A 14381-nucleotide genomic window follows, 5' to 3' on the forward strand; every position below is an offset into this window, starting at 1 on the left:
ACAAAGTATTTTATGAAGTATCTCATATATAGTGCGCTTATACTATTTTTATTTTCATGCGGCAGCAAAGCGGAAAAAGAACCTGTTAAAGAAGCGGAACCGGAGGCTGAGACGTCGACAATAGCCACACTTACACCTGCGCAATTCCAGACGGCCGGCATTGTGCTGGGCAATGTTGAAAAGAAGCAGATCAGCAGTAATATCAAAGCTAATGGTAAACTGGACGTTCCTCCGCAGAGCCTGATATCTGTTTCTGCACCTTTTGGCGCTTTTATCAAAAACACAGAACTGCTGCAGGGCTCTTTTGTAAGGAAGGGGCAGATAGTGGTATCGCTGCAGCATCCTGACCTGATACAGTTACAACAGGATTACCTGGAGAATAAAAGTCAGCAGGAATACCTGCAAGCAGAATACAAACGGCAGGAAGAGCTGGCAAAAGAAAATGTGAATGCGCAGAAGGTATTCCAGCAGGCTAAAGCCAATTACCAGACTGCCCTTGCCAGGATCAAAGGGTTGCAGGAGAAGCTGAAACTGCTGAATATAGATATGAAAGCGCTGGATGCAGGCAATATCCAGAGCACTATCAATCTTTACAGCCCTATCACCGGTTATGTAACAGCTGTGAATACGAATATAGGCGCATACGTTAATCCGAGCGACAAGCTTTTTGAGATCGTTAATACGGAGCATCTGCATGCAGAGCTGACAGTATTTGAAAAGGATATTCCCAAGCTGAAGCTGGAACAACGGGTGCGTTTTACATTAGCGAATGAAACAAAGCAGCGTACTGCCAGTGTACATCTGATAGGAAGGCAGATCAGTGATGAGCGTACGGTAAGGGTGCATTGTCACCTGGACAGGGAGGACAGGGAGTTGTTGCCTGGCATGTATCTTACTGCATGGATAGAAACGGGCAATGCCATGGTGAACGCTCTGCCTGATGATGCTATTATCCAGTTTGAGGATAAGCCCTGTATCTTCATTGCGAAGAGTAAATACCAGTATGAAATGGTGCCAATAGAAAAGGGGAATAGTGAGCTGGGGTATACGGAGGTGATCCTGCCGCAGGGGTTTGATATTGCGGGTACGAAGGTGGTGGTGAAGGGAGCCTATTTCCTTTTTGCCAAGCTGAGGAACGTAGAAGAAGAGGAGTAATCAAGGTTACCGGAGGCAAAGCTTTTGCCTCCGGTAATAATATTTGGATAAAAACCGCTAAGCATCAGCCAAAATTTAAGTAACCTTCACAGAATTTTAATCTGAGATTTACCATACAGAATAACCAGAAGTAAGTTTGTTTACCAAAATCTGTCGTAACCCGTGAAAAAGCCTTCTTAACCACGAAAAACTTAATTAATCTTATGAACTTTTATGCGCTATCAACCCGTATTGCTGGTCTGTTCCTATTCTTCGCTATCCTCAGTTGCCAGAAAGAACAGGAGACACTTCCTGAACCAGAGAAAATTGCTGATGTTTCAGCCCAGGTCCAGGGCACACTAACCTGGTATCTTGTTACTGTTGCCAATCCCACTGCCGATCAGCAGGATGCCTATAACAGGATCACTGCCGCTATGAATGCTGCTGTAGCTATGTACAATGCCCAGACACCTTACTGTAGTGGTACATTACGGGTGGAATATAATACCAGTGTAGCCACTGCCGATGGTAATGTGAACGGTACTATCCGTTTTGGTTCCAACCGGACTTATATGACCCAATGTACTGCCCAGCATGAGATTGCGCATACGCAGGGAGTAGGTACTACCACACGCTGGTCACAGCTGGTTGTTTCCGGTAAATTCACCGGCGCTTATACACTTGCTATGCTGCGTACTTTTCCTGAAGATGGTCCTAATGCAACGCTGAGTGCTGACGGACATTCTTTCTGGCCTTATGGTCTTAACTATAACAGTGAATGGACTACCCTTAACGGTCAGAGAAACGCTATCCTTGTCGGAGAAATGCAAAGGGATGGCGTATAAGAACTGACCGCTGGTATATTCTGATTAAAACCATCTCCGTGCAGATGGTTTTAGTTATTTAATCCTGTTACTGTATGAAAAACAACCTGATCTTCTTCTTTCTCCTATTCGCTGCCTGTAATGATGGCTATAAAAAAGGCCCGGCAGATATGCAATACCTTATTCATCATGATGAGCCCGGGGCTGCGATAAAGCCGGGCGACTACCTGTGCCTTCATTATATTCACCGCACAGAGAATGACTCACTACTGGCCAGTTCCTATGACTTTGACCATGCTGTGATCTTCCCGCAACGTAAGCCTGCTTTCAGAGGAGATATCTTTACAGGCCTGGCTTTACTGAGTGAGGGCGACAGCGCTACATTCAAACTGAACTTTGATTCCATGCAGATCATCCTGAATGTTCCGAAGCCCCCATCTGTAAAAGGTAAATACCTGCTTTTCACCGTTAAGATTGAAAGGGTGATACCCAAAGGAGCCAAACCCGATTCTGTTTTTAATAAGGAGGTGCGCGCTTTTCTTGCAGAAGATGCCGCCGGAAGCAAGGCTGCGGAAGCCGGTAAGATAAGCCGTTATATTGCGGAGCATAAGCTATCTCCGCAGCAAACTTCTTCGGGTTTGTATTATATAGTTGACAGGCAGGGGAGCGGGCCGCTGGCTAAGCCGGGAGATACTGTGAAATTCGACCATACAGGAAGGTATATTACTGGCAGAATATTTGACAGCAGTATGAAGGATACTGCCATGAAAGCGGGCATATTTGATCTGAGGCGTCCTTATACTCCTACTGTAGCGGTAGCAGGGCAGAAGGTAACTGTTCCGGGGGTGGATGAAGCGTTATTACACTTTCCCCAGGGTACAAAGGTGACGCTGATCCTTCCTTCTGCGCTGGCATATGGTGGGGACGGAAATGCGGTTTTTCCGCCGTATACACCATTGGTGTTTGGTGTTGAAATACTGGATATTGTTAAGAGCGGAAATCCATAGTAGATTGAAAGCTGATAATATAAAAGAAAGCGCCGTTAACTATAGTTAACGGCGTTGGTCTTTATAGAATGGTATTTAGTTTCCCCCCATCAGCACGGAGGGCTGAACCGTTGGTAGCTATAGATAATGGGCTGGCAAGGTAAACTGCCAGGCTGGCTATTTCTGAGGGATCGATGAAACGTTGCAAGAGAGAGGTAGGGCTTATTACAGTCATCAGGTTTTTCTTTACCTCATTTACGCTGAGTTGCTGGGTTGATGAGAGATATTCAACAGCAGCTGCTACTCCTTCGGAATAGGTGGGGCCGCCCAGTATAGTATTAACTGTTACGCTGGTGCCTTTGGTCAGCTCTGCCAGACCGCGACTAAGAGATAACATGGCCGTTTTGGTCATTCCGTAGTGGATCATGTTTCCGGGAATGTTCACACCAGATTCACTGCTAATGAAGATGATCCTGCCCTGTTTTTTCTCCAGCATTTTGGGGAGTAAGGCCCTGGATAAGCGTATGCCGCTTAAAACGTTGATTTCAAAGAATTGCAGCCATTCTTCGTCCCGGATATCTGAGAATTGTTTCAGGTCAAAAATGCCAATATTATTGACCAGGATATCTATGTCCGGCAGTTCAGTCAACAGGTTGTTTACCTCGTCTACCTTTGCAAAATTAGCAGCAATACCGGTTACTTCTGCTGTGGGGACCTCCTGTCTGAGCCGTTGTATGGCATCGTTGATCTTCTCCCTTGTTCTGCCGTTAATAATGACCTTTGCTCCTTCAAGCAATAAGGCCCTGGCAATAGCAAACCCGATACCTTGTGTTGACCCGCTTATAAATGCGGTCTTTGATCTTAGTTGCAGATCCATAGTTGTGTTTATAGTTATTTTTGTAATGATCAGTACAATAATAGAGAAAGCAACAGGATGAAGGGGTTCATCCTGAATTGTATATTTTGTAGTGATTGGTACAAAAATAGATAAAAAAATTTAACTGATAATATCCAGTTGCATTTCTATCTGTTTAAGCAATACTTTTTTTTCGGGGTACATGCGTCTTAAGATATTTATACCGCCCCACAGTGTGACCAGGTAACGGCCCAGTATTACGGGATCAGCCTGGTTTTTAATTGTACCTTTCTTTTGTTCTTTTTCGATGGCGCCGGAGAACATCTTTTCTACTTCTTTTAATATAGCCACGGCATCCTGCTGGAGTTCTTCATCCAGGAAGGTCATCTCTACCACGGTATTGACAATGATACAGCCCTGGAGGTGGGTTTCTTTATCAGCTTTTGCTATACTGCGGAAGAAGTCTTTTATGAGTTCAACCGGGGTATCAGTTTTGCTGAGTTCTTTTTTAAACTCGTTGAATGCTTCCCTGCGCTGTTGAATGGCTTTGGTGAACAATTCTTTTTTCCCTCCTCTGAAGGCATTGTAAAAGCTGCCACTGCCAATACCCATGGCTACAAGAAGGTCATCCAGGGAAGTTGCAGTATATCCTTTGGTCCAGAATACTTTCTGGGCTTTTTCTAAAATGTCTTTATTGTCGTAAATGGTAGGTCTGCCTCTCATTTCGTTTTTGATTCGTGGGTGTAAAGATAAACACTTTAGAAACTAATGCCGAATTGAAGGCCAATACCTATGGTAGATGGATGATCATTCCCGAAACGGGCAGGAATGGGCATTGAAATAAAATAGCTATGATCCTTTTTCTTTACGATCACTTTATTAATAACGGTTGTAATGCCATACCTGCCATTGGTTTCGAAGGCCGCGCGATTTATGAGGGTAAAGCCTTTTCCCAGGCCCAACAGAAGACCGGGGTGGATGAGGAGGTTATTCATTTTACTGGTCCCATCAGCGGCACGTATGAAAGGAACTATTTCCATTGAAAACCCAATAGTTGGACTTTTCCATATATTGATGCCGGTAGGTAAGCCAGCTGTGTAAGCGCCGTTAAAATTGACATGTGCCCCGCCGTTTCCGAAAGTGACAATAGGGTGCAGAATGGCGACGTAGCCGGTTATCCTGGGATAGGTAATGGCAGGAGTTTGTGCGGTGGCGGTATGTACAAAGAACAGTATTGCAGATAATAATGTAAGCAGTCGAAGTAATATTTTCCTTTCCATGAGGCTTTTTACTGCAATGCTAGCTGGTTATGCCTGCCGGAAATAGAACATAATTATCTTTTGGTATTTTCTTTACCTTTTAGAAGCTGTTTTTTATAGGAAGAGGGTGTTGTACCCATCTGTTGCCTGAAGACACGTGTGAAGTGGCTTTGGTCTGAGAACCCGGTGAGGTAAGCTATCTCTGTTAAGCTGTATCCAGTGTTTTTAAGCAGGTCAATAGCTTTTTCGATCCTCATTTTACGTATATACTCACCATATGAAAGATTGTCGAAATATTTGGAGAATTCGCGGGAGAGATAAGTAGGGTTGATGTCCAGATCTTTGGAGATGTCTTTCAGGCTAAGAGTAAAGTTAGTATCCATCTGGTCCTGGATGATCTCTTTCAGTTCATTGGCCCAGTCAGGCACCTGTTGTGAATCTTTCTTCTGTATGTATTTATGGAAGACTTCCAGCAACATCTGTTCAACCGGTCCGGCCTGTGTATGCTTTAAATGATACAGGTGCCTGGCCCAGCTGTACAGGCCATCGTAAATGGTCATGCCTAATTCCAGGAGCTCATGATCGTTTTTGATATTGTAGGCCAGGCCGGAGAAGATGGCTTCCAGTCCGGCTGATTGTGCGGAGAAATCATGGCGATCGGTATCTGCTCCGCGAACGATAACGGCTATTCTTTCCAATGCTGCGTCTTTCAGCTGGTGTTTCTTCAGGAAGTAATCGAAAGTGCAGCGGTCGTCATAGTGGGAGTATTCAACTCCGGGCATGTCAAACGGAATGGCATCCAGCGTCTTTGCCTGTGGCAAGACCTCTGCTGCAGGGGCGAAAATGATCTCTGCATCAGGGTCAATAAAGCGCCTGATGAGCCAGGGGCAGGCAATACGATCTATTTTGGGACGCTCCCGGGTAATCCATTTCATTTATGTGATAGTTGTTCCAGTAATTTCGGTAATTTCTTTTTCAGTTGTTTTTTCCAGCCCATTTGCATTATGAAGCTGATGAGTACGAGTTTCAGTCCGCGGTAACCGGAATGTTCCATAGAAAGGATCGTTCCGCCGCAGGTGGGTTCTAAAGTGAAGCTTAATACAGTGTCCAGCCTGGTGAAGATGCCTTTCGTCATTTTATCTGCCGTGTCTGAGTGGATGCCTGCACAGGCTAATGCTTTTTCCCCGGTAGCTTCGCCACGATATGTGTAAGCGATATGTTTTTGTGGCTCAAGGGCTATTACCTGGCAATGTGTTATACCATCCCAGCCTTTCTGTGGGGCCATGCGGAAGGTGAAATAATGGCCGGGTACGGGTTCAATGTCATTTTTCATGAACCAGCCCCCCAGCAATTCTGCATCTGTCAAAGCCCGCCAGACCTTTTCAGGAGGATATGGCAGGATGGTTTTTATTTTGATCGTGCGTGTCATTTGTTGTTGTAAGCCATGAAGGTAACATAAATGTTTAAAGGCCCCTTATCCGTTTCCACATGAGATTCATTGTCAGATCCTTTATGTCCGTGTTATCTCCGGTTAATTTCTTATACAGGGCATAAAGCTCAGTTTTATAATAGTAGGTTTGATATTCTTTGAAAGGTAGTTCACTGTCTAACACATCCTGATGATGTGTCTTTTCTTCTTCAGTCAGTACAGGTGCTTCCGGTTCGCTATCCTCATCCTGTTTTTTCTTTTCCTCTGCTTCTGCCTCTACCTCTTCTGTTACTGCTTCCGGAACTCTAACGCCAGACCTTTCTATAATTGCGGCTATTTGTGCTTCCAGCCTTTCAATAGTTTCCTGTGCCGCTGTATACTTTAACCGTAATCCTTCCACTTCAAGCACATGCCTGTCATGGCTTTTTCTCCTTTCCGCCTTGAGCTTATTATGTTCTGCATTAAGGTCTACGATTGCTTTCTTAAGTTCCTGGATCTGTTCATCCCGATTCTTTATCTCTGCATTTAATTTCCCGATCGTTTCACGTTCGACTTCCAGTTCAGCCTTTAATTTTTCAATCTGTTCTCTTTGTTCTGCACTGATTTCCGACAAGGCAGCCACCTCTTCAGCGAGTTTTAAGTTCTGTTTTTCCAGTTCCTCGTTTTTGGCTCGCAGTACTGTTACTTCGGCCATCAACTCATCTATTTTCTCCTGGTTCTGAGGATCATCTTTAAGTACAGCCAGCTCTTTCAGCACTTTTTCGTATTTAGCTTTGAGCTCGTTCATATCTTTCCTGATTACAGCAGTAGCCTTTGTTGCAATACCTAAAAATCCGGAATTGTTGAGTATAACATCGTTAGTTGTATCTACCAATGCCTGTTGGCCATCACCAGCAACAATTGGCGTGAGCCCGGGATTAGTATTTACCTCTTTATCATAAGAGGAGGGAGAGGGGATATTAATATCGACTGACTGTACAGCGCCAATTTTAGTTTTGTCAGCCCTGATGGGGCTCCAGGAAGAAGTAATCTTACTGGCATATGGCACTGGGTCCTGACCATTTGCCTTTTTCGCTTTTGCGGAAGTATCGTCAGTATAGGTAACTGCTACTTTATAATAATAAAACTGGTGCTGGTCGTTCACTTTCTTTTTCAGGACCTCCTCAATATTGGCAGACTGCAGGGAATTAATTGTACCGGGAATGGCGGTCAGGTTACGTTCGTCATTGCCCGGGCCTCCCAGGTTATGATTTAGCAGGTGCCCTGCAATGTACGGCTGTCCGGAGATCTTTTTCATAAGACTGGTCCTGATATTCCAATGCTTTGCAGCGCCGCTCAGAGGTTCTGTACCAAGCATATGATCCGGCCCCAGGTTGGCTTCCATTTCGGTTCCTTCGCCGGCACTATCATGAACGGGCTTCCATTTAATGTCGGTTGTAAAATCCTGCGTTCCATCTGATGATTTTACTCCAAGTCCCTCAGCAGTTGCCGGATTTGTTTCATCGTCATCGTCCATACTGGTTTTCAGCTTCTCCCAGCTGAATTTCCCTTTCTTGGTGCTTTGTTCAATATCCTTATATTTAGTCAGTTTTAACTGGAAAGGAGGTATTTCTGCTGATACTTCTCTATGTGGTAAGTCAGCTTCTTCGTCCGGTTTTTCATCTTTGATTTCCCGTTGCAATGGTTGAACTGCTGCGTGGGAAAGCCCGGAAGAATGTTGATTTTGTGCGGTTGCGCGGGAAAGACTATTGTCAGGTTGAACATTTATATTTTCATGGGACATAAGATCTGGTATAAGGATTTAAAGGGGAAACAGCCGTAGTGTAAGAACAAGTTTACGGGAAATATCTGGCTTATACAAGGGCATGATCCGGGAAATTTTCCTTCGTTAACAAAGGGTTAACTATTCCTCTTTTTTAAAGACTTATTTTGCCAGGAGTCTAAAGACCTATATTCCTAACTATTTCCCCTGGTAACTATGAGAATGTTGCCCCTTGTTTTACTGCTTATAATAGCAGTAATCATAAAGATGCAGGCCCAGAACAGCCTGATAGGAAAGTTGCCGGCGCCCCCCTTAATAAATACTTTTAACAGCAATGCCAGTCTATTTATCTGCATTTGTCTTCTATGTGTTCATCGTGAAAAATTATCGAACCATTGGTGTAATATATATCCAAAAGTGAAAGAAATATCCAGATTCATCTTTTTATAATTCTGTATGTTTTAAATTAATACTGTTTGTAAGTTACTCTTCCAATTAGCACTGTGATCAATATAGGATGTGTACTCAGACTTCGAAGTACGTATTGGAAAGTATCGCTAGCCGGCACAATCATATAAACCGCTGAAGAAGATTGATAGGAAAGTCGTGTGTTGTAAATCGGCATGCACGGTTTGATGAGGCAGGTAGTTGAGCTTATAGTTGGCACGTCACTACTATGGTTCTATTTTATCTCTAAAGTTGCAAATAGATGAATACTGGTAACATTGTCATTTGATAATAAACTATTCAATATCTTCTGGGAAAGTGGTTCATTAACAACGTCTTAACTTTTTTTTATTTTTTGAGGCTTAACTTCGGCCGCAATTTTACGATTGTAGTAATCCCTTAAATTTTGCCCTTTCTCTTCATATGAGACATGAACTATTCCGGACAACCCCCTGTCTCAAAACCGGACACTCCCCTTAATCCTTTGTTTTGTGAATAATTGAATAGTATCGTCTGCTTAAGGCGAGAGGAAAAAAAATTCCTGCAAAAAGAGAAGCTGCTTCATATTTTGAAGCAGCTTCTTTATAATTTTATTATTATAATAATTTTTTATTTAATCATATTCAGACGTTGATTCAAAGAAACAGAGATAATCTGCTGATCTTTTTCAAGCTTGATCAAGTCTGCCTTTTTTACTTCTGATGTGAAAATAAAGGAAGTGATTTTATTCCGGATTTTAAGCCAATCAGGGACATAATTAGCTTCCTTTACGTTTATAATGACAGACATCAACGTATTCTTATCCTGGGAGTTAATAGCTCCTGATATCTTGGAGCTTATTATTTTACTCTTTTCCATACTTAAAGATACAAAACTTTGAATTTGAATCAAAATATGAGAATAAATGTAATATATAGAAAAGCATATTAATACATTAAATTATAAATATTAATTTCGTTGAACTATAGTACCGGTAGTTGTTAGTGAATCCAGTAAGGAAAGCATATCAGGAAGAAAAATTCTACCATATCCAAATCTGGCATCCCAAACACCCACCGGTGGATGCAGACGTCCCTTTTGTATAATAATGTCTCGAAGTTGATCTATGGAAAGTAATTTGCCTGTTGATGAAGCAACGGAAAATATCAGGGCAATTGCGCCAGTAACAGCTGGAGCAGCCATGCTTGTTCCCGACTTCAAGATGCGATCTTTTTGAGTTCTTGATGCAGCTGCAAGTACATTGGTGCCTGGCGCCGATATCTCAGGTTTATGGCGGCCGTCTCTTGTAGGGCCTGAGCTGGAGAACCAGGCGATAGGGAAATCTGGTTTTGTTGCATCGTAAGCTCCAACCGTTATAGCTTTATGACTACATGAAATGGAGCCCAAAGTATGTGTATTGTCCGGTTTGCCAATAAATTTTGATTGCGCCCTGTCATCTCTTTCAATCCACCCATGAAAATTAATAGATTTTCTCCCTTTATTGCTTAATCTCAGCTGCCATTTGCCAGCGTTACCTTCTTTCAGCCATATTCCAATAACATTGGAATTATTATTGGGATCGTCCAATCTGTTGCTGATAACAAGCTGCAATTCATTTTGCTTATTCTTTATCTGGCCTGTTTCTGATGGAAGAACAGTACCAAGGCTGATTCCCATTGGATCGAAAATTTCGACATCAAGACCAGTAGCCCCTTCATACCATATTTCGATCTCATTTTCGGTAAGGTCTGCAGCAAGCCAGCTAAGATCATAATGGCCTCCTGGCAGGATTTGGCCAGAAGCATGGATCCCATCATCATAAGAGTTAGAGGCTGCGATAACGACGGCTCTATTAGGTTCTTCTTGTAACATACCATCTATTCCTTTTTCAACAAGCGTTGAACCGTCATGAGGACCGCCATTAGTACCAAGACTGATATTGATAACGCAAGGTTTTTTACCAGCTTTATCAAAGATATAACGCACTGCTTCAAGTAGGGTGACTGAATCTCCAAAGCTTTTTCCCAGAGTTTGTGGACCTTGCCATGGTATAGAACTTGTACTGGGTTGTACAAAAATAATATCCGAATTTGGTGCCACACCTGGTACCCCGGAGCCTCTTCCATTTCCTGCTGCAATGTCCATAACATGTGTTCCATGTGCATTAGCTTCTAATTTATAGGAAAGTGCAACATATGGATCAATGCTTTTCAATGCACTGTTGATCTCGTCAGACAGATAAAGTCGTCCATACGGAACCATAGAGTTAGTTGATTGGGCTGTTTGATCCCAGAACTGTATAAGTCTTGTATTGCCGTCTGATGTCAGAAAATTTTCGTGAGCATAATCACACCCGAAATCTATAATACCAATCAAGACATTTTCTCCTCCTTTATGATCGGGAAGTATTACTGAGTGTTTATTGGCACCGATATCGGGAACTGTAATATGAACGGTTGGATTTAGCTTTCGGGCAGCCTTTAGGCTTTTTACAAATGGAAGGTTACGAATATATTCAATTCGCTTGATCGGTATTCGTCCTGTAACTATTGTTTCTTCCGGGTTGATTCTGGTAATTAGTGTCGGTAATCGTACTTCTGTAAGGCGATTCCAGGCTTCTTCATCGTTTACGCGAGCGACAATAGCTAATTCATCCTCGCTGGTGGAACTGGTGGCAATCTTACTCATCCCATTTTGTTGTTGTAAGATGGCTTGCTGCAGCTTGTGGTCCATTGGTAGAAGTAGCTCTTCTCCGGTTTGATTAAGGGACTTGACTACCGGCTTATAGCCCAGGTCACTTTTGCTAACTTCCATAACCATGGTGGTGGTCGTACCACTTGGACGAGACAAATTTCTTTTAGTCATGTAGATATAATTTGAGGTTATCAAATATGGGACACTAATAGATAGTATTAGATTAGAACTAATTGTAAGATTGTGGTGTTAAATATTTCTTTTGATTAGGAAAAACACTGTTCGAATTTCATTAGTGAATTACTCCTAAAGAAGTGTAGTTCCAGTCCCCGATAAATAAAACTATATTAGTTTGTATAGCTGATAGGCTGGCGAAGTAAAGAAATGTTTTCTTTAATTGGAGTTAATTCGAAGTTAATTTATACAGAATAAAATTAGAGATGCTGAATAATTTAAGGCGATACGAATTTTAATACACACGGAAATCTGAACTATTCCGGACAACTTCCTGTATCAAAACCGGACACTCTCCTTAATCTTGTATTTCATAAATAACTGATTATTATTATATTGGTTCTCTGGCATGTTTTTCCTTGCAGCACCAGACATAATCCACACCAACTATGATCTCAAGCTATTTCAAAATTGCCTGGCGCAATCTTACAAAAAGCAAGGGCTATTCCTTTATTAATATCGGCGGACTGGCCATAGGGATGGCCGTGGCAATGCTTATTGGTCTCTGGGTATGGGATGAGCTGTCATTCAATAAGTATAACAGGAATTATGACCGTATTGCACAGATCATGCAAACGCAGACTTTTGGCAATCAGAAAGATACCTGGCAGACGATGCCGTATCCTGTAGGAGATGCTTTGCGTCATGGTTATGGTGGAGATTTTGAGCATGTGGTCATGTCTTCCTGGGATTTCAACAGGGTTATTTCAGTGGGAGATAAAAAGATCAAGAAGATAGGTAAGTATATGGAGCAGGGTGGGGCTGAGCTGATGGACGTAAAGATCATTAAAGGCAGCAGCGGAAACCTGAATGATCTTTCTACTATTCTTCTGTCAGCATCTGTGGCAAAGGCATTTTTCGGTGATGAAGACCCTGTCGGGAAAAGCCTGAATATAGACAATAAGGAAAACTATATTGTCAGAGGGGTTTATAAAGACCTTCCCTACAATTCGGCTTTTGGGAATGTAGGTTTTATTGCTCCATGGCAGGCATATATTAATACCAATTTTGCATGGATCAAAACACTGGATGATGTATGGGGAATGAACGCGTTCCTTGTCTATGTGCAGCTGGCGGAACATGCTGATATGGATAAGGTAGCGGCAAAGATCAGTAAGGTCAAGTATAATAATATTCCTGCCGGGGACAGGAAGTTTAACCCGGTACTCTTCCTGCATCCTATGAGCAAATGGCATTTGTATGAGTCATTTAAGAATGGTGTGAACACAGGCGGGCGTGTCAGCTTTGTATGGTTGTTTGGGGTGATAGGTTTTTTTGTGCTTTTACTGGCCTGTATCAATTTTATGAACCTAAGTACAGCGCGTTCTGAAAAGAGGGCCAGGGAGGTAGGTATACGTAAAGCTATTGGTTCATTGCGCAGCCAGCTTATAGGGCAGTTCTTCAGTGAATCTATGCTGGTAGTACTGTTCGGGTTTATTGCCTCTGTTCTCCTGGTACAGCTTATACTTCCGTTCTTCAATACGGTGGCAGATAAAAAGATGTCTATCCTCTGGGCCAGTCCTATCTTCTGGCTGATAGGTATTGGTGTCAGTCTTTTTACCGGATTGCTTGCGGGCAGCTATCCTGCGTTTTATCTCTCTTCTTTCCAGCCTGTAAAGGTGCTTAAAGGCACTTTCAGGTTAGGCAGTAATGCAGCCCTTCCACGTAAGGTACTGGTAGTAATGCAGTTTACTGTTTCTGTTACACTCATTATAGGTACTATTGTGGTTTTCCGGCAGATACAGTTTGCACGTAGCCGCCCTGTGGGATATTCACGTGAGGGGCTGGTCAGCATGGAAATGTCTTCATCAAATATTCAGGACCATTTTGATGCGGTGCGGGATGAACTGATAAGGAACGGGGCAATAGTTGCTATGGCTGAAGCCAATGCTCCGGCTACAGCAGTATGGAGAACAAACGGAGGAATTGAATGGGAAGGGAAAGACCCGGACCAGGCGGTAGATTTCCCTAATACGGGAGTGTCCAGAGACTATGGAAAAACGGTAGGCTGGCAATTTAAAGAAGGGCGTGACTTCTCGAAAGCACTTGCTTCAGATTCAAATACCTTCATTATAAATGAAGCAGCGGTGAAATTTATGGGGCTGAAAGATCCTGTTGGGAAGTTTATCAGATGGGATGGTAAGGCCAGGGAGATTATTGGTGTGATTAAAGACATGATCGTGGAATCTCCCTATCAGCCTGTTCGTCCGCAGCTTTTCCACCTGAGCAGTAATAGTATGACAATTGTCAATATGCGGATGAATCCTGCTATCAGCAGCAGGGAAGCGCTGACACGGATAGAGCCGGTGTTTAAAAAGTATAATCCCAACCAGTTGTTTGATTATACTTTTGTTGATACAGAATATGCGAAGAAGTTCGGGAATGAAGAGCGTATTGGTAAGCTGGCCGGTTTCTTTGCTATCCTTGCTATTTTCATCAGTTGTCTGGGGCTGTTTGGTATGGCGTCTTATATGGCAGAGCGGCGTACAAAGGAGATAGGAGTGCGCAAGGTAATGGGGGCATCTGTATTCAATATCTGGCAGATGTTATCGAAGGATTTTGTGGTACTGGTATTTATCTCCCTGCTTATAGCGGTCCCACTGGCAAGTTATTTCATGCACAGCTGGCTGCAGAACTATGAATACCGCTCTTCTATTTCGTGGTGGATATTTGGCGTAGCCGGTATGGGCATACTTGTTATTACCCTGCTTACCATCAGTTTTCAAAGTGTCAAAGCAGCATTAATGAACCCGGTTAAAAGCCTGAGATCAGAATAA

The 14381-nt window shown here is 42.9% G+C and carries 12 protein-coding genes; 4 read left to right on the forward strand and 8 right to left on the reverse strand.

Annotation, left to right across the window (positions count from 1 at the left end):
• The first annotated feature begins 12 nt into the window (after window positions 1-12).
• From GO493_RS09845 to GO493_RS09855, 3 genes are all read left to right on the forward strand, one after another.
• Entirely contained in the window at window positions 13-1155 is a 1143-nt protein-coding gene (locus tag GO493_RS09845) for an efflux RND transporter periplasmic adaptor subunit (RefSeq protein WP_157305980.1), read from the forward strand.
• Between the two features lie 203 nt (window positions 1156-1358).
• A complete protein-coding gene (locus GO493_RS09850; RefSeq protein ID WP_198315666.1) occupies window positions 1359-1979 on the forward strand; it encodes a hypothetical protein in 621 nt (206 codons plus the stop codon).
• 74 nt (window positions 1980-2053) lie between these two features.
• Window positions 2054-2965 carry an FKBP-type peptidyl-prolyl cis-trans isomerase gene (locus tag GO493_RS09855; protein WP_157305981.1) on the forward strand — a complete coding sequence of 304 codons (912 nt, stop codon included), beginning with the start codon at window positions 2054-2056 and terminating at the stop codon, window positions 2963-2965.
• 61 nt (window positions 2966-3026) lie between these two features.
• Here the strand turns inward: GO493_RS09855 and GO493_RS09860 are convergent, their stop codons facing one another.
• From GO493_RS09860 to GO493_RS09895, 8 genes are all read right to left on the reverse strand, one after another.
• Window positions 3027-3821, reverse strand: a complete 795-nt coding sequence (locus tag GO493_RS09860; protein ID WP_157305982.1) for an SDR family NAD(P)-dependent oxidoreductase — start codon at window positions 3819-3821, stop codon at window positions 3027-3029.
• A gap of 120 nt (window positions 3822-3941) precedes the next feature.
• Window positions 3942-4523: a TetR/AcrR family transcriptional regulator gene (locus GO493_RS09865; protein WP_157305983.1), complete on the reverse strand. Its 582-nt coding sequence runs from the start codon at window positions 4521-4523 to the stop codon at window positions 3942-3944.
• A gap of 35 nt (window positions 4524-4558) precedes the next feature.
• Entirely contained in the window at window positions 4559-5080 is a 522-nt protein-coding gene (locus GO493_RS09870) for a hypothetical protein (RefSeq protein ID WP_157305984.1), read from the reverse strand.
• Window positions 5081-5133: 53 nt separating this feature from the next.
• Entirely contained in the window at window positions 5134-5994 is an 861-nt protein-coding gene (locus GO493_RS09875) for a chromate resistance protein ChrB domain-containing protein (RefSeq protein WP_157305985.1), read from the reverse strand.
• A complete protein-coding gene (locus GO493_RS09880; RefSeq protein ID WP_157305986.1) occupies window positions 5991-6488 on the reverse strand; it encodes an SRPBCC family protein in 498 nt (165 codons plus the stop codon). The genes GO493_RS09875 and GO493_RS09880 overlap by 4 nt, the downstream gene beginning before the upstream one ends.
• Window positions 6489-6522: 34 nt before the next feature.
• Window positions 6523-8271, reverse strand: a complete 1749-nt coding sequence (locus tag GO493_RS09885) for a DNA/RNA non-specific endonuclease (protein ID WP_157305987.1) — start codon at window positions 8269-8271, stop codon at window positions 6523-6525.
• A 1035-nt stretch (window positions 8272-9306) separates the two neighbouring features.
• The gene (locus tag GO493_RS09890) at window positions 9307-9555 is read right to left on the reverse strand and encodes a hypothetical protein (protein WP_157305988.1); all 249 of its coding nucleotides are present in this window, start codon (window positions 9553-9555) and stop codon (window positions 9307-9309) included.
• A gap of 90 nt (window positions 9556-9645) precedes the next feature.
• The gene (locus GO493_RS09895) at window positions 9646-11541 is read right to left on the reverse strand and encodes a S8 family peptidase (protein WP_198315667.1); all 1896 of its coding nucleotides are present in this window, start codon (window positions 11539-11541) and stop codon (window positions 9646-9648) included.
• A gap of 452 nt (window positions 11542-11993) precedes the next feature.
• Between GO493_RS09895 and GO493_RS09900 the strand changes: the two genes are divergently transcribed.
• Window positions 11994-14381, forward strand: coding sequence for an ABC transporter permease (locus GO493_RS09900; RefSeq protein WP_157305989.1), 2388 nt, complete (start codon window positions 11994-11996; stop codon window positions 14379-14381).

Origin of the sequence: Chitinophaga tropicalis (genome assembly GCF_009758205.1) — a bacterium.
In the GTDB taxonomy this organism is placed as follows: domain Bacteria; phylum Bacteroidota; class Bacteroidia; order Chitinophagales; family Chitinophagaceae; genus Chitinophaga; species Chitinophaga tropicalis.

Coding starts and splice junctions, on each gene's coding strand:
- GO493_RS09845 (WP_157305980.1), top strand. CDS start 13: ATGAAGTATCTCATATATAGTGCGCTTATACTATTTTTATTTTCATGC.
- GO493_RS09850 (WP_198315666.1), top strand. CDS start 1,359: ATGAACTTTTATGCGCTATCAACCCGTATTGCTGGTCTGTTCCTATTC.
- GO493_RS09855 (WP_157305981.1), top strand. CDS start 2,054: ATGAAAAACAACCTGATCTTCTTCTTTCTCCTATTCGCTGCCTGTAAT.
- GO493_RS09860 (WP_157305982.1), bottom strand. CDS start 3,821: ATGGATCTGCAACTAAGATCAAAGACCGCATTTATAAGCGGGTCAACA.
- GO493_RS09865 (WP_157305983.1), bottom strand. CDS start 4,523: ATGAGAGGCAGACCTACCATTTACGACAATAAAGACATTTTAGAAAAA.
- GO493_RS09870 (WP_157305984.1), bottom strand. CDS start 5,080: ATGGAAAGGAAAATATTACTTCGACTGCTTACATTATTATCTGCAATA.
- GO493_RS09875 (WP_157305985.1), bottom strand. CDS start 5,994: ATGAAATGGATTACCCGGGAGCGTCCCAAAATAGATCGTATTGCCTGC.
- GO493_RS09880 (WP_157305986.1), bottom strand. CDS start 6,488: ATGACACGCACGATCAAAATAAAAACCATCCTGCCATATCCTCCTGAA.
- GO493_RS09885 (WP_157305987.1), bottom strand. CDS start 8,271: ATGTCCCATGAAAATATAAATGTTCAACCTGACAATAGTCTTTCCCGC.
- GO493_RS09890 (WP_157305988.1), bottom strand. CDS start 9,555: ATGGAAAAGAGTAAAATAATAAGCTCCAAGATATCAGGAGCTATTAAC.
- GO493_RS09895 (WP_198315667.1), bottom strand. CDS start 11,541: ATGACTAAAAGAAATTTGTCTCGTCCAAGTGGTACGACCACCACCATG.
- GO493_RS09900 (WP_157305989.1), top strand. CDS start 11,994: ATGATCTCAAGCTATTTCAAAATTGCCTGGCGCAATCTTACAAAAAGC.